Consider the following 20,742-nt stretch of genomic DNA (forward strand, 5'->3'; position numbering starts at 1 on the left):
ACCGCGGCCGCGGCCGCACCGCGGCCGCGCGCAGCTAGCCGCGCGCCTGCGCCGCCAGGATCCACGCCATGGCGTACGACCGCGAGTTCCCGTCGTCGATCCCCGTGTCGGGCAGCGCCGCGAGCGTCGTCAGCGCCGACGCGGCCGCGTCCTTCCCGGCCAGGGCCGAGTACATCAGGACGTAGTCGGCGAGCGGCCCGTCGAAGCCGTCCGGGGCTGCCTCCGCGACGAACGCGTCGACCTGCTCCGCGCCTCCTGCGGCCTCGGCGGTCAGGTAGTCGACCGACGTCGGGCTCAGCGGGATCAGCTGGATGCCCGCGATGGCCGACGGCTCGGCCGAGAACCACGTGGCCCAGTCCCGCTTGCCGCCCCAGTTGAGCGACACGACCGTGTGGTCGAAGGTCGTCGTGCCGGCCGCGCCCTGGAACACGGGGTCGCTGAGGTCGGGCGCCACGAAGTAGGCGAGGGCCGCCTGCGATTCGGCGCTGAGCATCCAGCTCGCCTCGCCGCCGAGGGCCTCGTCGCCGGTGGCCGACGCCCAGAGCGACAGGCCCGCGTAGGCGCCCACCGCCTCCGACGACGACTCCTGGTTGTTGCCGTCGGCGAACGGCGACCAGCCGCTGGCCCAGCTGTGCGACCAGAACGGGTCGAACGCGCGACGGTCGGGGAACGAGCCGTTCTGCGAGCCCGACGCGATGTCGGCGGCGAGCAGGTCCATCACGGGCTGCCAGCCCTCGGCGAGCGAGGGGTCGTCCGCGGCCATGACGCCGGCCGCGTAGAGGAAGTAGCCGTAGTGGAAGTAGTGGTCGTTGAACTCGTCCGAGCCGAACGAGGCCGCCTTGCCGACGACGCCCTTCACCGCGGGGTCGTAGACGAAGCACTCCTGGTCGCGCGACTCGCAGCCGTCGGGCTCGGTCCACAGGTCGAGCTGGTCGACGATGCGCTTCTTCAGGTCGGCCGCCACCTCCTGGTCGTCGAGCTGCACGGCGAGCTGGTAGAGCATCGACGCCCGGTAGAGCGCCTTGCCGCCGTAGTACGTGTCGGCCGCGAAGGTCGGCGTCAGGCTGACGTCGATCTCGAGCTGGTCGCGCACGGAGGCGCGCTCGGCGTCGCTCAGCCCGCTCAGGTCGAGCGCCGCCGAGGCCGTCGTGGTGGGCGCCCCGAACGACAGGCCGGTGCCGATCGAGAGGGGCACCGTCCCGTAGACGGTCGGGTACGTGAGACCGGTGTCGGCACCGCCGGCCGCGGGGCCGGAGTCGCCCTGGTGCGGCGCCGCGACGACGAGGGCGTCGCCGCCCGCGGCCGTCACGTAGCCGAGCTCGGTGGTCTGCTGCTGCTGGTCGCCGCTGCCGCTCGTGCCGTACGAGGTGGTGACGCCGGTCAGCGGCGAGGCCGCCGCGTCGAGCACCTGCGTCGTCTGGTCGGAGGAGGCGCCGGCCGGGACCGAGACGAGCACGACCGAGCCTCCCTCGTCCAGCGAGACGGAGGAGGCGTCGGCGTCGAGGGTGCCACCGGTGACGACGACCCCCCAGGTGGCGTCGCCGACCTCGACCGTCGCGCGGCCGTCGCCGGCCGCCTCGAAGGTGCCGTCGCCGAGCACCGAGAGCGCGTCGGTCTGCGCCGTCGCCGCGGTGTACGACACCGTGGGCGAGCCCTCGGCGATCGTCGTGTGGCCGAGCACGGTGTCGCCGTCGCGGTGCTCGAGGGTGACCGACACGTCGTCGTAGCCGCTCACCACGAAGTCGGACGACCCGAGGTCGACCGAGACGTCGGTCAGTGCGGGGCCGACGATCGCGGTGGCGGACGGCACCGGGGCGGGCTGGCCGGCGGCGAAGCCGTCGTCGGTCAGCTGGAACGAGATCGGGAACGGGAAGACCGGCATCGGCTCGTCGCCGAAGACCAGGCCGGAGAACCAGCGGTTCGTCGGCGGCAGGACGCCGTCGGCGAGGCGCATGGTCGGGACCTCGGCGACCGACTCCTCGGGCAGGGCGGCCACGAGCGGGTCGATCTGCGAGGCGGGCAGCACGTCGCCGGCCGCGGTGGTGCGGCCCTCGGTGCTGCCGCCGTCGGGGCCGGTCGCGCCGTCGTCGCTCGTGCAGCCGGCGAGCACGAGGCCGCCGGCGGTCACGAGGGCGAGGGCCGCGACGAGGCGACCTGCCGGGCGGCGGCCTGCGAGGCGACGGCCGGCGAGGCCGTGCCCTGCGGGGCGGGGGGTGCCGGGGAGGCGCGGCGCGCGTCGGGTGTCGACCCGCGCCTCCTCGGCGTGACGGGTGGTCGCGGCGTCGGTCGAGGGTCCCGAACGACCCAGCCCACGACGACGACCCGTCGTCTTGTCTCCTGCGTCAGCGATGATCAGACCCCGATCTGACGCAGGAAGTCGGTGAGGGAGTCGACGGGGCCGGCGAGCACCCCGTCGTCCCGGAGGTGCAGCTTCGCCTCGACGGGCGTGCCCGGCGTGACGAGCCCGTTGTACGCGCCCTCGACGAGCTGGTCGCTCGAGACCTGCAGCGTCGTCTCGGCGTCGCCGTCCTTGGTCTCGACGTTCACGACGCCGACCTTGCCCGTGATGGTGGTCTGGTTCGGCAGCATGAGGTCGACCTCGGCGCCGGACTCGATCCGCTCGTAGTCACGGGGCGTCAGCACGAAGTCGGCGGCGACGAAGAGGGTGTCCTCCTTGTCGATGGTGCCGAGCGACCCGCCGGCCTGGACGAAGCTGCCCTCCTTGAGCAGCACGTCGGCGACGGTGCCGTCGACGGCGGCCTTCAGGGTGAGGGTGCCGTCGGGGGCCACCGAGTAGGTGGCGGTGTCGTAGGTCACGAGGCCGCGCGAGATGTCCTGCAGCAGCGAGAGGCTCTGCACCTCGAAGAGCGTGTCGCCCTCCTTCACCTCGTCGCCGTTCTCGACGTACGAGCGGGTGATGGTGCCGCTGTAGTCGGTGCCGACCGAGTACTCCTGGGCGGCGATCTCGGCGCTCGTGCTGTTCACCTGCTGCTGGCGCTGCGTGAAGATCATCGTGAAGGCGGCGACCAGCACGAGCACGACGAGCATGCCGGCGGTCATCTTGAGGCGGTTCATCCAGGTCATGACGTGACCCTCTCCTGCTGGTCGGCGCGGGCGCCGGAGTCGTCGGCGCGGGCGCCGTTGTCGGGGGCGTCGCCGTGGTCGGGGGCGGCGTCGGAGGCGCGGCGACCGCTGGGCCGGTCGGCCCGGCGTGCTGCGCCGACGAGCGAGTCGGGGTCGTGCTCGGCGGCGTGCGCCAGCGCGTCCCTCTCGTGGGCGTGGGCGAAGGCGCGGGACGCCGCGAGCTCGGCCTGGCGGGCCTGGTCGCGAGCCGTCTGCTCCGGGTCGTCGGAGGGCGTGCGGTCGGCGAGGCGGTGCGCGGTCGCGAGGTCCGCCTCCTTCGCCGCCGCCTGCTCGGCCTCGTCGGCCTGCTGCAGGGCGAGGATCTCCTCGCCGGTGCGCGGTGCGGGCCGCGAGACCTGCGTGCGACGCGACGCGGGCGCCGAGCCGGGAGGCGCGGTGAGCACCACCGGGGCGTCGGTCACCTCGCCGCGCTGCTCGGCCTTCGCGAAGCGCTTGAGCGTGCGGCCCTCGCGCCAGGCGGCGACGAGGAACGCGGACAGGATGAAGGTGTTGAGCAGGTTCCACACGGTCGCCAGCGTCAGCACGCCGTTGTCGGCGTCCCGGACGAGCGCCACGCACGAGGTCAGCGTGAGGAACAGCCAGAACAGCACCTGCGGGATGATGAAGTTGAAGGGCGACGACACCTTGCCCTTGCGGCCGGTGACGCTCCACGCCTCGTCCTTGCCGCTGATGACGTTCCACAGCGCCTTGACGTAGATCGGGAACGACACGGTGGCGAGCATCAGCACCTCCCAGCGGAACGAGCCGAGCGTGTAGAACGCCAGCACGATCTGCATCAGGTAGAAGCCGGCGTAGAAGAGGAACCACTGCAGCACCGAGATGTGCAGGTTCATCGGGCGGAGGTCGAAGAAGATCTCCATCGGCGGCACCATGAGCAGCAGCAGCGGGGCGATGCCGGTCAGGTAGTTCGTCGCGGTGACGAAGTACTGGAGGCGCTGGTCCATCGTCAGGGTGCGGCGCGGGCTGAGCGGGTTGTGGCGGAACAGGATCTCGAACCCGCCGGTCGCCCAGCGCAGCTGCTGCTTGCTGTACGCCTCGATGGTCTCGGGGGCGTCGCCGACGGCGAGCGTCATGGGGATGTAGATCGACTTCCAGCCGGCCTCGTGCAGGTGCAGGCTCGTCCAGACGTCCTCCGACTTCGAGTCGGTGTCGATGCCGCCGATCTCGTCGATCGCGCTGCGGCGGAAGATGACGTTCGTGCCGACGCAGAAGGCCGCGTTGAAGCGGTTGCGGCCCGGCTGGATGAACCGGTAGAAGACGGTCTGCATGTAGCCCGCGCCGCGGCTGACGAGGCTCGTCAGGTTGCCGTAGGTCTGAGGGGTCTGCACGAAGGCGACCTTCTCGTCGACGAAGAACGGCACCGTCTCGAACAGGAAGTCCGTCCCGGGCACGAAGTCCGCGTCGAAGATGGCGAAGTAGTCGCCCTTCGCGATGGCCAGCGCGTGGTTCACGTTGCCGGCCTTCGCGCCGTTGCTGCTGAGGCGGCGGATGTAGCGCGCGCCGAGCTGCGCGGCGAGGTCGCGGACCTCGTCGCTGCGGCCGTCGTCGAGCACCCAGGTGCGGTGCTCGCCCTTCAGGGCCAGCGCGGCCTGGACGGTCGTCGCGATCTTGGCGAGCTCCTCGCCGTAGACCGTGATGAACACGTCGGCGACGATCTTCTCGCCGGCGATGCGCATCGGCCAGAGGTGCGGGGTGCCGCGGAGGCCCAGGCGGTCGATCTCGTCCTCGTCGTACAGGGTGTCCTGCGTCGCGTGGAAGTCGAAGTCGCGGGGGTCCTGGCCGCCCGAGAGGATCGTCCACATCGCGAAGAGCGTCTGCACGACGAGGATCGCCTCGGCGACGATGATCATCGCGTAGGGCAGGATGTCGCCGCGGTTGCTCGGGTTCAGCAGGAACTGCGCGTAGAGCAGGATGCCGAGCGTCGCGATGAGCACGAGCAGCACCATGACCGGGCTGTGCGCCCTGCCGCCCTCGGGGCGGGCCGCCACGCTGACGTGGTCGGCCCGCGGCCGAGGAGCAGGCACCGGCTCGCGACGCTGGCCGACGGGTCCGGAGGGTGCTAGGTGCCTCTGGTCGACGGTCGTCGCGGTGTCGGCACGCTCGTCGAGGACGAGCGCGCCGGTGCTGGTCGTGCCGGGTGCGGTGGTGCCGGGTGTGGTTGCGGTGGTGCCGGCCGCGAGGCGGTCGGCGGTGGACGACGTGGTGGCCGACCCCGTTTCCGGGGACAGCGGAGCGTCGCGCATGGTTCGGGACATGCGAGTACTTCTCTCCTGGTTCGGGACTACGGAGATCCCGGACGGCAGAGAGCGGCGGTTGTCGCCTGCAGACGTCCGGGGAGGGCGTCGGCAGCTGTGGCGACGGGTGCGTGCAGTCGACGGCCTGGGTGTGAGCCGGCGACGGCGGTGAGCGGAGGAGGGTGCCTCCGGGGCTCGTCCTCTCGGACGGGCCTGTCGGGTGCGCCCGGTGGGTCGCCGGGCGGCGGTGGTGCTGGTGGTGCGGTCGTCGTGTGGGCCTTTCGGGGGACCTCGCGGCGACTGATCAGAACAGTACAGGCTGGTCTGGAACCAGGTTGTCACCCGTTCGGGGGGTCGTACCCCTCCTGTGGGGCACACGGCCTCCGGGACCCGCGCCGTTGCTGGCCTCATACCCGGCGGTATCGCCCGTCGTGTCACCCGGGCGAGGGACAGACTCACCCCGGGTGCCCGGGCTCATCCGTCGGGCGGCCCGCCCGGAGACGCGGATCCGTGCAGAGGGTGCACGTCCGGAGGGCCGGATGCGTGCAGAGGGTGCACGTCCCGTGGGAGGCGCGGGCCGGCTCAGGCGCGGACGTCGCGGACCCAGCGCGCCAGGAACTCCGCCCCGGCCTCGTCGTGGATCAGCCCCGTCGCGCTCGTGAGCACCGGGTACTCGGTGGCCGGCACGCCGTCGGCGGGCCGCACGTCGACGTGCGCGACGTCGTGGCCGTTCGCGTGCAGCCAGTCCGCCATGGCGTAGTCGCTGCGCGAGTCGCCGACGGTGCGCCAGGCGAGGGGCAGCTCGCCGTCCTCCGCGAGCAGCTCGAGGGCGCGCTCGGCGCCGAGGTCCTTGCCGAGGCGGACCGACTCGATGTCCGTGGAGATGATGGTCGGGTCGACGCGCCACTGCACCTCGCCGCGGGCGTCGCGACGCTCGTCGTCGAGTCGCCGGACCCCGGCGCCTCGCCGGACCAGCGCCTCCATCGCCTTCTCGTCGAACTCGCGCTGGCGGGCCAGGTAGGTGGCCGACTCGACCGTCGTGAGCTGCTCGATCGAGACCATCGCGCGCTTGGTGTGGTCGAAGAAGACCAGGTCGGCGAACTCGGCCGTGACGAGCTCGTCCATCTCGGCGGCGAAGTCGGCGGGCATCGCCAGGGCGGAGTCGACCTGCACCTCGCTCATGCCGCCGGCGCCGTGCTCGGGCCCGATCGAGAACCACGACGCGCCCTTCTCGCAGATGCCGTGCACACGGGCCCCGGCGGGCAGGCCCGCCGCGATCATCGGGCCGACGACCTCGTCCCGGATGAACGCGTCCGACCGGCCGGTGTTGAAGACGACCGGGATGCCCGCCGCGGCGAGCGCGACGAGGTCTCGCGTGATCTGCGGCAGGGCGATGCTGCGGCTGACCGGGCTGGCGATCGGCCCGTCGACGTCGAGGAGGAGGCCGAGGGGAGGGGGCGTCGAGGAGACGGTGGACGAGGAGGCGGTGGTCACCGCTCCATCCTCGCAGCCGCGGCCCCCGTCGGCGCCTCGACCGCGCGGAGGACCCGCCCGTCCGCACCAGGTGGGAGGATGGGTGGTCCAGACCCCGAAGGAGATCTCCGTGCCGCAGCTGCCCGCACCCGTGATCGCGGCACTCGAGGCCTTCGCCGCCCCCGACGCCCGCGACACCGTCCAGAGCCTGGCCCACGAGGCGGCCGAGGGCGTCGACACCCCCCGCGAGCGCCTCGACGCCCTGCTCGAGTCGGTCGAGTGGGTCGACATGGGCGTCGTCCACCCCATGGCGCCCGAGCTGCGCGACCCCGAGGGCGTGCGTCGACTGCTGACGGCGATGGGCGCCGAGGGGCGCTGCGCCGTGCTCTCGGCCAGCGGCTCGGAGGACGACCGCGACCTCGGCGGCGCCCTCGACCAGGTGCTGCAGCAGCAGTCCGGCGGGGCGCTCGTGGTCTGCCGACCGGGGCCCCTCGCGTTCCTGGTGACCGCCTCCGGCGAGCGGTGGCTGCTCAGCGACCGCGAGCTGCCGCACCTCACGGGGCCGCTGCCGATCATCCGCGACTGACACCGCGAGGCGTCAGACTGGGGCGATGAGCACCGACGCGTCCCGTCCCACCGCCCTCGTCACCGGAGCCACCCGCGGCATCGGCCTCGCCGTCGCCCGCGACCTGTCGCGCACGCACCACGTCGTCGTGCACGGCCGGGACGAGGAGGCGCTGGTCGCCCTCGCCGACTCGCTCCCGTCCGGCGCCCCCTGGGTCGCGGACCTCGCGGGGTCGCCCTTCGAGGCGCCCGCGCTCGACCGCCTCGACGTCGTCGTGCACGCCGCGGGGGTGATCGGCGGCGGGACCGTCGAGGGCACGAGCCGCGACGACTGGCGCCGCGTCTTCGAGGTCAACGTCTTCGCCGTCTCCGAGCTGACCCGGCAGCTGCTGCCGGCGCTGCGCACGGCCCAGGGCACGGTCGTCGCGATCAACAGCGGCTCGGGCTTCGCCGCCGGCCCCGGCGGCAGCACCTACGCGGCGAGCAAGTTCGCCCTGCGGGCCCTCACCGACTCGCTGCGCGAGGAGGAGCGTCGGCACGGCGTCCGCGTCAGCTCCGTCCATCCCGGCCGCGTCGACACCGACATGCAGCACGAGCTGGTCGAGAGCGAGGGAGGCGTCTACGACGCGTCGCTCTACCTCGAGCCGCAGTCGGTGGCCGACGCCGTGCGCCTCGTCGTGGACCTGCCCCACGGCGCGACGGCCGAGGTGGTGTCGGTGCGCCCGACCCGTCGCGCCTGAGCGCCGGGTGCAGCGCTCGGGCCCGAGCGGGGCGCCCGCGCCGGGCCGCGTCGACGCGGGTCAGGTGGGCGCAGGTCAGGTGGGCGCAGGTCAGGTGAGCGCGAGGGCAGGCCACTCCGGCAGCTGCGTCTGACGGATGGTCGCCTCCTCGAGCAGGTGGCCCGGCAGCTCGCCCTCGTAGACCGCGGCGTCGATCTTGACCAGCTGCAGCCCCTCGGCGAGGTCGGCGTCGTGGTCGGTGTAGGTGCCGCTGAGCTGCAGGCCCGTCGCGGTCGGGTACTGGTCGGTGACGCGGTAGCCGAGGCCGTTCCAGCGGGTGCGGATGTCGAGCTCGAAGTACTCCTGCACGTCGGCGACGTCGATGGTGCGCGACCAGACCATCGGGGTGGTCGGCGTCCAGCCGTCGGCCTCGGCCTGCTCGTCCTGGCGCACGGCGATCACCCGCGTGCCCCCGTCGATCAGGTCGGCGATGCGGACCTCGCCGTCGTCCATCCGGGCCAGGCCGCCGACGAAGCGGCTGACGAGGCGCGGCTGGCGTCCACGCGTCGCCTCGACGTCGTCCGCGTAGATCCAGCCCCAGGCGGCGGAGTGGAAGTACGCGAGGTAGGTGCTCGTGCCGTCGGCGGCGATGCGGTGCAGCTCGGCGCCGGCAGGCACGCGGCGGTGCGGGAGCCACGAGAGCGGGATGACGTGGTCGGGGTCGGCGACGAAGCCGTCGCCGCGGAACGGCGGCCGGTCGAGGAACGGCCCGCCGGTGACGTTCTGAGTGGCCCGGTCGGGACCGCCCGTGGCCTTCTCGAGGAGCAGGTTCTCCGTGCCCTCGAACCGCAGCACGTCGATGTGCGGCATGTCCGTCGAGAACGGCGTCCCCGGGAAGTCGAGGCCGTGCGCCGTGATCAGCTCACGCGGCGTGCGCGCGTGGCCGACGGCGCCCCAGGGCACGACGAAGCCGGCCACCCGGTCGTGGTCGTGGTCGTGGTACGCCGCGCTCAGCTGCGGCGTGACGGCTTTCTGCAGGATCATCTGCGCCCCTCCGAGGTCGTTCGGCGACGACGCTGGTTCGTCCGTCGCCCGACCAGGATGGCACAGGGCACGGACAGACAAGTCGATCCCCCACGTCCGGCACCGCCGTCAGGAACGGGGCCGCGGCAGCGCCTCACCAGGCGCAGAAGCCGCCGTCGACGAGCAGGTCCGTGCCGGTGACGAAGCTCGCGGCGCCGGACAGGAGGAACACCGTCGGCCCGGCGATCTCGTGCGGCTCCGCGACGCGCTGCATCGGCGTCTCCGACGCGAAGACGGCCATGTGGTCGACCATCTCGGGTCGGAGGTTCATCGGCGTCGCGGTGTAGCCGGGGCTGACGGAGTTCACGCGCACCCCGCGCGTCGCCCACTCGATGGCGAGGGACTTCGAGAGGTGCTGCACGGCGGCCTTGGCGCTGTTGTAGTGAACCTGGTTGAGCCCCCGGTTCACGATGGTGCCCGACATGGACGCGATGTTGACGATCGAGCCCCGCCCGTGCGCGAGCATGGCCCGGCCCTCGGCCTGGCAGCTGAGGAAGACGCCGGTCACGTCGATGTCGTAGACCTTCTGCCACTGCGCGAGCGGCATGTCCTCGGCGGGCGAGGCGTTCGCGATGCCCGCCGCGTTGACGGCGAGGGACAGGTCGCCGAGGTCGCGCTCGATCCGGGCGACGGCCTCGGCCATGTCGTCGGGCGACGTCACGTCGGCCTCGACGGCGAGGGCACGTCCTCCGGCGCTCTCGACCTCGGCGATCACCGAGCTGAAGTCGGCTCCGACCAGGTCGACGAGACCGACTCGACCGCCCTGCTCGGCGATGCCGATCGCGATGGCGCGGCCGATGCCCGAGGCGGCTCCGGTGACGAGGGCGACGTCGCCCTCGAGGGTGAATGACGGCATGGTTCTCCTGGGGTGTGGGGTGGGGACGGGGTGGTGCGGTGCGGTGCGCGGCGGTGGTCGTGCCGCGTCAGGCGTCGGCGAGCAGGCGCCGGGCGGTGGCCACGTCGGTGACGAGCACGCTCAGCCAGCCGCCGCGCAGGGCGGCGCGGATGGCCTCGAACTTGCGGGCACCCCCGGCGACGCCCACGCGACGAGGCACGTCGAAGAGCTGTTCCGTGCTGATGCCGAGGACGCGCTCGTGCAGGTCGGAGTCGATGACCCTGCCCTGGTCGTCGAAGAAACGGAGGCAGATGTCGCCGACGGCTCCGGCGTCTCGGAGCGCGCCGGTCTCCGACTCGCTCAGCGAGTTGCCCGAGTTGCGCAACAGCGGCGACGGCTGCACGCTCCCGATGCCCACCAGCACGACCGAGAGGTCGTTCCAGAGCTCGGCGACCTCGGCGACGAACGGGTCGTCGAGCAGGGCGTCACGACCAGAACGCGACGACACGACGCCCGGTGCGGCGAGGTAGCGGGGGACGGCGCCGGTGACCCGGGCGAGCCGGTCGGTGAGACGCGTCGCCATCACCTGGACGCCGGGTGCGCCGACGCCGCCGATCACCTGGACGATCTCGGTCGCCGTCCGCACCGTCTTCGGGGACATGGCGTCGACGGTCGCCAGCAGGGTGGCCGACCACGAGGACAGGCCGACGCGCTGCCCGCCGGTCAGGCTGGTCTCGAGGTAGACCGCGGCGGCCGCGCCCAGGGCGTTGAGGATCGACGCGTCGTCGTCGTCGCTCGGGTCCGCGACGACGACGTCGTCGAGCCCGAAGAGGTGCTGGAGCTCGTCCTCGAGGTCGGGGTGCACGCCCTCGGGCGGCACGACGACCGTGCGGACGATCCCCGCGGCCACAGCCTCCTTCAGGAGGCGCGACACCCGCGACTGCGACAGGTGCAGCTTGTCCGCGATGGCCGGCTGGCGGAGGCCCTGCTCGTGGTAGAGCCGCGCCACCTTCGTCATGAGTGCCAGCTGCTCCGTGGAGGGCAGGGCGCCCGGTCCGATCCGCGTCACGTGGGCTCCGATCGAGGCTGGTGGCCGCCCTCCCGTCGTCGGGCCGGGCCGCGACCAGGCGGGGAGCTCCCTGGCTCCCGCCGGCCGCGTCCCTACTGTATTGGTCGGCATCGGTCAGGCCGTCGCCAGGGACATGACCCGGCCGGGGGTCGCCTCGGCCCGCGAGAGGACGCCCCGCGACTCGCCGTCGGCGAGCACCATGACGCGGTGCGCCAGGCCGAGCACCTCGTCGAGGTCGCTGCTCACGACCACGACCGCGGTGCCGCTCGCGGCGAGCGCCGCGACGACCTCGTAGATCGACGCCCGGGCGCCCACGTCGATCCCGCGGGTCGGCTCGTCGAGGATGACCACCTTCGGGGCGAGCTGCAGCCACTTGCTGATCACGACCTTCTGCTGGTTGCCCCCGGACAGCGACGAGGCCGGGTCCTGCAGACGGCCCTTGACCCCCAGGCTGCGCGCGGCGTGCTCGGCGACGCGTCGGACGGTCGCCCGGCCGACCCAGCCGCCGGAGCCGAGCACCGGCAGGCTGGGCAGCACGATGTTGTCCTCGATGCTCTGGTCGACGATGACGCCCTGCTGCTTCCTGTCCTCGGGGACGAGCACGACGCCGGCCCGGATGGCGCTGCGCGAGTCGCCCAGGACGACGTCCCGACCGTCGACGACGACCCGGCCCGTCACCCGCGAGTCCGCGCCGGCGATGGCCCGCACGAGCTCGGTGCGGCCCGCGCCGACGATGCCCGCGATGCCGAGCACCTCGCCCTTGGCCACGGTGAGGTCGATGTCGCGGAACCGCCCCGTGTCGCTCGACAGCCCCTCGACGCGCAGCACCTCGGTCTCGGTCGGCGCGGCGATGTCGGGGAACAGCCTCGCCACGGAGCGGCCCACCATCTCCTCGACCAGCTGGTCCGGGGACACCTGGGCGTCGTCGTGGGCGGCGACCTCGCGGCCGTCGCGCAGCACGACGATGCGGTCGGCGATGCGGGCGATCTCCGACAGCCGGTGGCTGACGTAGATGAACGACACGCCCTCGCGCTTGAGCTCGGCCACGGTCGCGAACAGGGCGTCCGTCTCCGCCTGCCCGAGGGCGGCCGTCGGCTCGTCGAGGATGAGGAGGCGGGCGTCGAGCATGAGCGCCTTGGCGATCTCGACCTGCTGCTGGCCGGCGACGCTCAGCTCGCGCACCTGCTGGTCGAGGCGACCGGTGAAGCCGAGCTTGCGCAGGGTCGCGCCCGCCTGCTCCTTCATCCGTCGCTCGTCGAGGAACCCGGCGCGGGTGGGCCAGCGGCCGACCAGCACGTTCTCGGCGACGCTGAGGTCGGGGAGCAGCCGCATCTCCTGGTGGATGAGCCCGATGCCCTGCGAGATCGCGTCCCCGGGGTCGGCGGGCGAGTACGGCTGTCCCTGCCAGGTCATCGTGCCCTCGGTGGGCGACGTGACGCCGGCGATGATGCTCGACAGCGTCGACTTGCCCGCGCCGTTCTCGCCGAGCAGCGCGACCACCTCGCCGGGGGCGACGTCGAGGTCGACCGAGTCGAGGGCCGTCGTCCCCGGGTAGACCTTCGTCGCCCCGCGGACGGAGAGGCCACGGCTGCTCGTCGGCGTCACGGTGTCGCTCACGGGTGCTGGGCGATGAAGGGGGCGACGTTGTCGGCCGTGGTGAGCACGCCCTCCTGCAGCTGCTCGGCGGGCAGCTCGTCGCCGTTCGCCAGCTTCACGGCCGACTCGAGGGCGAGCTTGCCCATGGCCTGCGTGGGCTGCGTGATCGTGGCGGCGAGGGTGCCGTCCTGCACGGCCTCGAGACCGGCGACGTCGCCGTCGAAGCCGACGACGAGGATGTCGTCCCGGCCGGCCGAGCGCGCGGCCGTCGCGGCGCCGAGGGCCAGCGCGTCGGCCCGGCCGAACAGCACGGTGATCTCGGGGTGCGCCTGCAGCATGTCGGTCGCGATGTCGAAGCCCTCGTCCTGCGCCCACTGCGACGACGCCTGGCGGGCGACCTCGGTGAGGCCGGGGCTGGACTCCAGCGCCGTGGTGAAGCCCGCGTCACGGTCGATCTCGGGGGTCGTGCCGACCTGGCCCTGGATGACGCCGACGGCGCCCTCGCCCCCCGTCTGCTCGATCACGTAGTCGCCGAGCGCCTCGGCGGCGGCGACGCTGTCCGTCGCGATGAAGGTGTCTCCCGGGGCGCCCTCGGGGTTGCGGTCGACGGTGACGACGGGGATCCCCGCGTCGTCGGCGGCCCGCATGGGCACCGTCGCCGCGGTGGCTCCGGCCGGGATGTAGATGATCGCGTCGACGCCCTGGGTGATGAAGTCCTGGATCTGACTGACCTGGGTGTCGGAGTCGCCCTTCGCGTCGGCCACGATGACCTCGACGTCCTGGCCGTCCGCCTCGGCCTCGACGGCCTGGCGGATCTGGTTGAAGAAGTCGGCCTGCTGGTTGGCGACGGCGAGGCCGATGGTGACGGTGTCGTCGTCCTGGCCGGCGGCGGTGAGCGCACAGCCGCTGAGCGCGACGACGGACGCTGCGGCGACGAAGGCCGCCGCGACTCGGGTGGTGGTGCGGGACATGGTGTCTCGTTTCTCTGAGCGGTCGACCGACTCTGGTCGCCGAGGGGTGAGGTGAGGCGGGGAGGGAGGAGGGAGCTGAGGAGGAGGGGTGCGGGTCAGGCGCGTCGGCGGCGGAGGACGTCGATCGCGACTGCGAGCGCGATCACGAGGCCGATGACGATCTGCTGGATGAACGGCGAGACGCCGAGCAGGTTCAGGCCGTTGCGCAGCACGCCGATGATGAGGACGCCGACGATGGTCCCCGTGACGCGTCCCGAGCCGCCGACGAGGCTCGCGCCGCCGATGACGACCGCCGCGATGACGTCGAGCTCGTAGCCGGTCCCGGCGCTCGGCTGCGACGAGTCCAGGCGGGAGGCGAGGACGATGCCGCCGACGCCCGCCAGGGCGCCCGCCGTGACGTAGACCCAGGTCGTGACGCTGCGCACCCGGATGCCGGCGAGGCGGGCGACCTCGTGTCCGCCGCCGATGGCGTAGATCGCCCGACCGCTGCGGCGGTAGGTGAGGAACGCCCAGCCGGCGACGTAGAGCACGATCAGGAGCAGGGCAGTGACGGCGAGGAAGCCCAGGTAGCGATTCGACGACAGCTCGTAGAACCACTCCGGGTAGCCGACGATCTGCTGTCCGTCGGTGATGAGGTTCGCGAGGCCACGGGCGATCGACATCATGGCCAGGGTCGCGATGAACGGCGGCAGCCTGAGCATGGTCACCCCGAGCCCGTTCAGCGCACCGGCCGCCGCCCCGACCGCGACCGCCACGAGCATGGCCAGCGGGAGGGGCCAGCCGCCGTCGTGGGACAGCCAGCCGAGGACCATGGTCGACAGCGCCAGGACGGAGCCGACGGAGAGGTCGATGCCGCCCGTGATGATGACGGCCGTGGCGCCGAGCGCCAGGATGCCGATCACGGTCACCTGGTCGACGACGTTGACGAGGTTGCGGCCCGACAGGAAGTTCGGCGCGCACAGGGACAGCACGATGAAGAGGACGATGAGGCCCGCGAGTGCGCCGCCGGACCCCTGGAGGAGGCGGCCGGCACGGCTGCGCAGGTCCGGGCGGTCCTCCACGGCGGGAGGTCGGTGGGGAAGGGTGTCGGTCATGAGCGGGCTCCGTCGGCTGGTCATGGGTGGTGCGGGTCGGGTGGGGGGATCGAACGGGGGCTGTTCAGCTCATGAACATGCCGCCGTCGACGTTCACGGCCTGGCCGGTGATGTAGGTCGCGGCGTCGGAGGCGAGGAAGAGCAGGAGGCCGGCGATGTCCGAGGCCTCGGCGGGGCGGCCGAGCGGGATCGCGTCGATCCACTCCTGGATGAGCTCCCCTGGCGCGTAGTCGCCCAGGCGCCGCCCCCACTCACGGTCGTTGTACTGCCACATGTCGGTCTTGACGATGCCGGGGCAGTAGGCGTTCACCCGCACGTTCGCGGGCGCCAGCTCCTTGGCGAGCGATTGGGTCAGCCCCACGACGCCGAACTTGCTGGCCGCGTACGCCGGCGTGTAGATGAAGCCCTGGCGCGCCTGGCCGGACGCGGCGTTGAGGACGACCCCGCCGCCTCCTGCCTTGAGGAGCGGTGCCGCCTCGCGGCAGCAGAGGAACATCGCGCTCGTGTTGACCGTCAGGACGCGCTGGAAGTCCTCGAAGCTCGTCGCCTCGAGGTCGTCGATGGTGATGATGCCCGCGTTGTTCACCAGGACGTCGAGAGTCCCCCAGCGCTCGGCCGCGTCGGCGAAGAGCGCGGCGACCTGCGCCTCGTCGGTGACGTCCGCCTGGATCCCGACGGCGTCGAGGCCACGCGCGGCGAGCGCCTCGCCCGCCTCGACGACGTGGGCGTCCCGGTCGGTGACGAGGACGGAGGCGCCGGCCTCCGCGAACGCGGTCGCGATGCCCAGGCCGATGCCGCGGGCCGCGCCCGTGACGACGACCCGGCGACCGGCGAAGTGACCGGCGAACAGGGGGTGCCCGACGGTCAGGGGGTGACCGTCCGGCGCGTCGCCGGGGGCTCGGGGGGAGGTGTCGGTGCTCACTGCTGCTCCTTCGCAGGGTGGGTCGTCATGGGGGCGAGGCTCAGCTCGCGACGACGGGAGAGAGGGACGGACGCGCTGCCGTGACGGCTGCCGCGGGATCGGAGGAGGACCGCGACCGGGACCGCGCGAGGGCGGTCAACCAGCGTGCCCTGCGGGCGCGCACGGCTCCGTCGTCGACGTGCACGTCGAAGCGGGTGCGGCCGCCGCGCAGGGCGGCCGCGTCGGCGTCGGACCAGAGCCCCGCCGTCCGGCCGGCGAGCTGCGCGGCGCCGCGTGCCGAGAGCTCGGCCGTGTCCGAGCGGACGACGACGCGTCCTCCGAGGTCGGCCTGCAGCTGCATGAGCCAGTCGTTCCGGCTCGGGCCGCCGTCGGCGAGGACGACGTCGACGTGGTCGCCGTGCTCGCCGACCGCCGAGAGGACGTCGTCCACCTGCAGGACGATCGACTCGAAGGCGGCCCGGCTGAGGACACCGGCGTCGGTGCCGAGGTCGAAGCCGGAGAGCACGGCGACGGCGGACTCGTCCCACCAGGGTGCGCCGAGGCCCGCGAAGGCGGGGACGAGGTCGACGCCGTGGTCGGCCGGTGCTCCCTGTGCGAGCGCGGCCAGCTCGTCCGGGGTGCGTCCGAGGAGGCGCCCGAGCCAGGCGACGGTGGCGCCGGTCGAGAGGATGTTCCCCTCGAAGGCCTCGACGGGCTCAGGGTCGGCCCACGCGATGGTCCGCACGAGGCCGGCCCCGAGGACGGACGCGCCGCCGGAGAGCCCCATGATCGACGATCCGGTGCCGTAGGTCACCTTCACCTCGCCCGGCTCGCGGACGCCGTGGGCGAAGAGGGCGGCGTGCGAGTCCCCGAGCACCCCGGTCACCCGGACGTCGGGCCCCAGGCCCGGGACGCCGACGACGGGAGCGGAGACGCGGGTCGACGGCGACACTGCCGGCAGGCTCTCGACGGGGACGTCGAAGAGGTCGAGGAGCTCCTGGCTCCACGCAGCGGCGTCGAGGTCGAGCAGCTGGGTGCGGCTCGCGTTGCCGAGCTCGATCCGGTGCTCGCCGGTGAGCGACGCCACCAGCCAGCTGTCCACGGTCCCGAGCGCGACCTCGCCACGGCGGCTGCGCACGCGGTCGGGGTCGACGGAGTCGAGGAGCCAGCGGAACTTGAGGGCCGAGAACATGGGGTCGAGCGGGAGCCCGCTCACGCGTCGGACTCGCTCGCCGTGACCCGCCTCGGCGAGGGCGGCGCAGACGGCAGCCGTCCTGCGGTCCTGCCAGCCGAGGAGGGGCGCGAGGGGCCGACCGGTCGCGCGGTCCCAGACGACCGCCGACTCCCGCTGGGTGCTGAGGCCGACGCACACGACGCGGTCGCCGAAGACGGCCGCGGCCTGCTCGAGGCAGGTCACGACGCTCGCCAGGATCTTGTCGGCGTCCTGCTCCACGTGCCCGACCGCGGGGTGCGACTGCCCGACTGCCACGGAGGTGCTCCACACGACCTCGCCGGCGACGTCGACGACGAGGGCCTTCGTGGAGCTCGTGCCCTGGTCGACGGCGACGACCACGCGGTCGTCGACCGCGGTGCGCGTCTCGTCAGCCACGACCCGCGACCTCGCGAGCGGCCGCGACGATGCTGTCGGCGGTGAGCCCGAAGTGCTCGAGCAGGAAGTCGGTGCTGCCGGTCGGGGCGAACTCCGTGAGGCCCAGCAGGCGGAGCCCCACGCGAGAGTCCCCCGGCAGCTGCCCGACCACGCTGGCGACCGCGGCTCCCAGTCCTCCCGCGACGTTCGCCTCCTCGGCCGTGACGATGCCGCCCGTCTCGCGGGCCGCCGCCTCGATCGCGTCGACGTCGAAGGGAGCGATGGACCAGGCGTTCAGCACGCGGGCCTGCACGCCGTCCGCGGCGAGCAGCTCGGCCGCGGCGAGGGCCCGGGACACGAGCGTCCCGGCGGCGACGAGGGTGATGTCCCGGCCTTCGCGGAGCTGCTGGAACCGGCCGCGCTCGAGCACGGAGCCCTCTGGCGTGACGTCCGGCACCTTGTGACGACCCACGCGGATGAAGGTGGGGCGGGGGTGCTCCACCGCGGCCCGGACGGCCAGACGGGTCTGCAGCCGATCGGCGGGGACGACGATGTCGAGGCCCGGCAGGGCGCGCAGCCAGGACAGGTCCTCGACGGAGTGGTGCGTCGGGCCGAGTTCCCCGTAGGCCATGCCGGGGCTCATGCCGCAGAGGATCACGGCGTGCTGGCTGTAGGCGACGTCGGCCTTGATCTGCTCGAGCGAGCGCCCGGTGAGGAACGGGGCGGCCGCGCAGACGAAGGGGATCATGCCCGCGCTCGCCAGTCCGGCGCCGACGCCGACCATGTCCTGCTCGGCGATGCCGACGTTGATCAGGCGGTCCGGGAACTCGTCGCGGAAGTCGGTGAGGTTGCTCGACCCCACCGAGTCGTTGCAGACGGCGACGATGCGGTCGTCGATCCTGGCGAGGGCCGCGAGCTCCTCGGCGAAGGCCTTCCGGGCGTCGTGGACGGGCAGGTCGGCGCCGGTGGGCGCGGGGGCCGTCGTGGTCATGCGAGTTCCTCCAGTGCGGTGCGGACCTGGTCTGCGGTGGGCACCTTGTGGTGCCACTCGACGCGGTCCTCGATGAACGAGACGCCCTTGCCCTTGATCGTCTGGGCGACGACGGCGACGGGCGAGCCGGTGGTCGACGGCCCGAAGGCCTCGATGAGGGCGGAGAAGTCGTGGCCGTCGACCACGCGCACCTCCCAGCCGAAGGCCGCCAGCTTGTCGTCGAGCGGGTCGAGCCCGTTCGTGTCCTCGGTGCGGGCGCCCTGCTGCAGGCGGTTGCGGTCGACGACGGCCGTCAGGTTGTCGAGGCGGTGGTGCGCCCCGGCCATGAGGGCCTCCCAGTTGCTGCCCTCCTGCATCTCGCCGTCGCCCATGACGGCGAAGACGCGGGCGCCGGTGCCGGTGAGCTTGGCGGCGATGGCCTGGCCGACGGCGACGGGGAGCCCGTGCCCGAGCGGCCCGGTGTTGGTCTCGACCCCGGGCACCTTGTTGCGGTTCGGGTGGCCGTTCAGGGCCGAGAGGGGCTCCATGAACGTCGAGAGCTCGTCCCGGGAGAAGTACCCGGTCTCGGCGAGCGTCGCGTACAGCGCGGCCGAGCAGTGGCCCTTGCTGAGGATGAAGCGGTCCCGCTCGGCCCAGTCCGGCCGCGTCGGGTCGATGCGGAGCACGGCGGAGAAGAGCGCCGTGAGGATGTCCGTCACCGAGAAGTCGCCGCCGATGTGGCCCTGGCCGGCCCCGGAGATCATGCCCACGACGTCGCGCCGCACGGCCCGGGCCCGGGCGGCCAGGAGCTCGTCGCGTTCGGTGTCGTCGACCTCGTCGAGGCGGCTGCGGAACTCGGACCAGGCGGTGGCCTGGGAGACGTCGGTGTCTAGCATTGAATACCTATTCAGTAGTGATTCGGCTTGCACTGAGCGTGCCAGCACCGACGCCGACTGTCAAGGACGAGTTCTCGACGGGTCGTCTCGCCGGCCGGCGAGGGCACCGCATCGGCACGCGGTCTACCGTCGTCCGCATGACGACCGCGACGCGACAGACGGCCAGCGACCCCGCGACGGAGGCGACCATCGGCGACGAGGGAGGGCCGAGCAGCGAGCCGGTGACGCTCCTGATCCTGGGCGCGTCCGGCGACCTGGCCGCCCGCCTCCTGATGCCCGGGCTCGGGGGCCTTCTCGCCCACGAGCCGGTGCGACGCGTGCAGCTGATCGGCGCCGGCGTCGAGGAGTACTCGGACGAACAGTGGCACCAGCGGGTCAGGGACTCGTTCGCGAGCGTCGAGGCCGCCGGGCCCGCGGTCGACGCCCTGCTCGCCTCGACCCGCTACATCACGGCGGACGTGACGTCGGCCGACGCCCTGACCACCTTGCTCGACGCCTGCGAGGCGCCTCCCGCGATCTACTTCGCGCTGCCGCCCGCGATCACCGAGAAGGCCTGCGAGGCCCTGAAGCAGGTGCAGCTGCCCGAGGGCACCGCGCTCGCCCTCGAGAAGCCCTTCGGCACCGACGTGGCGTCGGCCGGGCACCTCAACGAGCTCGTGCTGCAGCTCGTCCCCGAGGAGCGGGTGCACCGCGTCGACCACTTCCTCGGTCGGGCCACGGTGCTCAACCTGCTCGGGCTGCGCTTCGCGAACCGCCTGATCGAGCCGATGCTCAACAACCAGCACGTCGAGAGCATCGACATCGTCTACGACGAGACCCTCGGTCTTGAGGGCCGGGCCCGGTACTACGACCACGCCGGCGCCCTCGTCGACATGATCCAGAGCCACCTGCTGCAGGTGATGGCCGTGCTCACGATGAACGCGCCCTCGACCCTGACCGCCGTCGACCTGCGTGACGAGAAGCAGCTCGTGCTGCGCGCCACGCGCCTCCTCGACGGGGACCCCGTCGCGAACAGCCGTCGTGCCCGCTACACGGCCGGCACCATCGAGGGCCGCGACCTGCCCGCCTACACGGCCGAGGAGGGGGTGGACGCGTCCATCGAGACCGAGACGCTCGCCGAGATGGTCGTCGAGGTGCAGAACTGGCGCTGGGCCGGCGTGCCGATCCGGCTGCGCTCGGGCAAGGCGCTGGCCTCGAGGAGGCGCGAGATCGTCATCACCTTCCGCCCGCCGACCCACGTGCCGCGCGAGTTCGTCGGCGGCGGCACGCCGGACCGCCTCCGCATCGCCATCGCCCCCGACGAGATGTCGCTCGAGCTCAACGTCAACGGCCCCGGCGACTCGTACGACCTGTCGCGGGCGACCCTGCACGCCGAGTTCGGGCTCGGGGACCTCACGGCCTACGGCGAGGTGCTCGCCGGGATCCTCGACGGCGACCCCACCCTGTCGGTGCGCGGCGACTCGGCGGTCGAGGGGTGGCGCATCGTCGCCCCCGTGCTCGACGCGTGGCGCGCGGGCGACGTGCCGATCGACGAGTACCCGGCGGGCACGGCTGGCCCGTCGTCGTGGCCCGCGGTCGAGGACGACTGAGTCGCCGCCTCCCCCA

Annotated in this window: 17 protein-coding genes; 3 read left to right on the forward strand and 14 right to left on the reverse strand. The window is 72.9% G+C overall.

What is annotated here, in order from left to right:
• Window positions 1–34: 34 nt before the first annotated feature.
• From ITJ48_RS13505 to ITJ48_RS13520, 4 genes are all read right to left on the reverse strand, one after another.
• Entirely contained in the window at window positions 35–2,128 is a 2,094-nt protein-coding gene (locus ITJ48_RS13505) for a glycosyl hydrolase (RefSeq protein WP_194614043.1), read from the reverse strand.
• Window positions 2,129–2,352: 224 nt separating this feature from the next.
• The gene (locus tag ITJ48_RS13510) at window positions 2,353–3,084 is read right to left on the reverse strand and encodes an HlyD family efflux transporter periplasmic adaptor subunit (protein ID WP_148050099.1); all 732 of its coding nucleotides are present in this window, start codon (window positions 3,082–3,084) and stop codon (window positions 2,353–2,355) included.
• Window positions 3,081–5,399: a glycosyltransferase family 2 protein gene (locus ITJ48_RS13515; protein ID WP_228506905.1), complete on the reverse strand. Its 2,319-nt coding sequence runs from the start codon at window positions 5,397–5,399 to the stop codon at window positions 3,081–3,083. Before ITJ48_RS13515 ends, ITJ48_RS13510 begins: the two co-directional genes overlap by 4 nt.
• A gap of 561 nt (window positions 5,400–5,960) precedes the next feature.
• Window positions 5,961–6,872: a hypothetical protein gene (locus tag ITJ48_RS13520; protein WP_194614044.1), complete on the reverse strand. Its 912-nt coding sequence runs from the start codon at window positions 6,870–6,872 to the stop codon at window positions 5,961–5,963.
• 82 nt (window positions 6,873–6,954) lie between these two features.
• On the opposite strand from ITJ48_RS13520, the gene ITJ48_RS13525 reads away from it, so the two are divergent.
• Both ITJ48_RS13525 and ITJ48_RS13530 read left to right on the forward strand, forming a co-directional pair.
• The gene (locus ITJ48_RS13525) at window positions 6,955–7,437 is read left to right on the forward strand and encodes a hypothetical protein (RefSeq protein ID WP_194614045.1); all 483 of its coding nucleotides are present in this window, start codon (window positions 6,955–6,957) and stop codon (window positions 7,435–7,437) included.
• A 25-nt stretch (window positions 7,438–7,462) separates the two neighbouring features.
• A complete protein-coding gene (locus tag ITJ48_RS13530; protein ID WP_194614046.1) occupies window positions 7,463–8,155 on the forward strand; it encodes an SDR family oxidoreductase in 693 nt (230 codons plus the stop codon).
• A gap of 90 nt (window positions 8,156–8,245) precedes the next feature.
• On the opposite strand, the gene ITJ48_RS13535 is transcribed toward ITJ48_RS13530, so the two are convergent.
• The 10 genes from ITJ48_RS13535 to ITJ48_RS13580 all read right to left on the reverse strand — a co-directional run bounded on the left by ITJ48_RS13535 (window position 8,246) and on the right by ITJ48_RS13580 (window position 19,137).
• Window positions 8,246–9,178 (reverse strand): hypothetical protein, encoded by a 933-nt coding sequence (locus tag ITJ48_RS13535; protein ID WP_194614047.1) that lies wholly within the window; start codon window positions 9,176–9,178, stop codon window positions 8,246–8,248.
• 133 nt (window positions 9,179–9,311) lie between these two features.
• Window positions 9,312–10,073 carry an SDR family oxidoreductase gene (locus ITJ48_RS13540; RefSeq protein ID WP_194614048.1) on the reverse strand — a complete coding sequence of 254 codons (762 nt, stop codon included), beginning with the start codon at window positions 10,071–10,073 and terminating at the stop codon, window positions 9,312–9,314.
• Between the two features lie 67 nt (window positions 10,074–10,140).
• Entirely contained in the window at window positions 10,141–11,121 is a 981-nt protein-coding gene (locus ITJ48_RS13545; protein ID WP_370544926.1) for a sugar-binding transcriptional regulator, read from the reverse strand.
• A 114-nt stretch (window positions 11,122–11,235) separates the two neighbouring features.
• Complete coding sequence (locus ITJ48_RS16765; RefSeq protein WP_194614049.1) at window positions 11,236–12,738, reverse strand: sugar ABC transporter ATP-binding protein; 1,503 nt, start codon at window positions 12,736–12,738, stop codon at window positions 11,236–11,238.
• Window positions 12,735–13,688: a substrate-binding domain-containing protein gene (locus ITJ48_RS13555; RefSeq protein WP_194614050.1), complete on the reverse strand. Its 954-nt coding sequence runs from the start codon at window positions 13,686–13,688 to the stop codon at window positions 12,735–12,737. Before ITJ48_RS13555 ends, ITJ48_RS16765 begins: the two co-directional genes overlap by 4 nt.
• A 95-nt stretch (window positions 13,689–13,783) precedes the next feature.
• On the reverse strand, window positions 13,784–14,782 hold the full coding sequence (locus ITJ48_RS13560) for an ABC transporter permease (RefSeq protein WP_194614051.1): 999 nt from the start codon (window positions 14,780–14,782) through the stop codon (window positions 13,784–13,786).
• A gap of 64 nt (window positions 14,783–14,846) precedes the next feature.
• Window positions 14,847–15,704, reverse strand: a complete 858-nt coding sequence (locus ITJ48_RS13565) for an SDR family NAD(P)-dependent oxidoreductase (RefSeq protein WP_370544927.1) — start codon at window positions 15,702–15,704, stop codon at window positions 14,847–14,849.
• A 40-nt stretch (window positions 15,705–15,744) separates the two neighbouring features.
• Window positions 15,745–17,292, reverse strand: a complete 1,548-nt coding sequence (locus tag ITJ48_RS16500; protein ID WP_194614052.1) for an FGGY family carbohydrate kinase — start codon at window positions 17,290–17,292, stop codon at window positions 15,745–15,747.
• Window positions 17,285–18,262 (reverse strand): transketolase family protein, encoded by a 978-nt coding sequence (locus ITJ48_RS13575; RefSeq protein WP_194614053.1) that lies wholly within the window; start codon window positions 18,260–18,262, stop codon window positions 17,285–17,287. Before ITJ48_RS13575 ends, ITJ48_RS16500 begins: the two co-directional genes overlap by 8 nt.
• Window positions 18,259–19,137 carry a transketolase gene (locus ITJ48_RS13580; protein WP_194614054.1) on the reverse strand — a complete coding sequence of 293 codons (879 nt, stop codon included), beginning with the start codon at window positions 19,135–19,137 and terminating at the stop codon, window positions 18,259–18,261. Before ITJ48_RS13580 ends, ITJ48_RS13575 begins: the two co-directional genes overlap by 4 nt.
• A 137-nt stretch (window positions 19,138–19,274) precedes the next feature.
• Between ITJ48_RS13580 and ITJ48_RS13585 the strand changes: the two genes are divergently transcribed.
• Window positions 19,275–20,726 carry a glucose-6-phosphate dehydrogenase gene (locus ITJ48_RS13585; RefSeq protein WP_194614055.1) on the forward strand — a complete coding sequence of 484 codons (1,452 nt, stop codon included), beginning with the start codon at window positions 19,275–19,277 and terminating at the stop codon, window positions 20,724–20,726.
• The last annotated feature ends 16 nt before the right edge of the window (window positions 20,727–20,742 follow it).

It is taken from the genome of Frigoribacterium sp. VKM Ac-2530, from assembly GCF_015350835.1.
Lineage (GTDB): Bacteria > Actinomycetota > Actinomycetes > Actinomycetales > Microbacteriaceae > Frigoribacterium.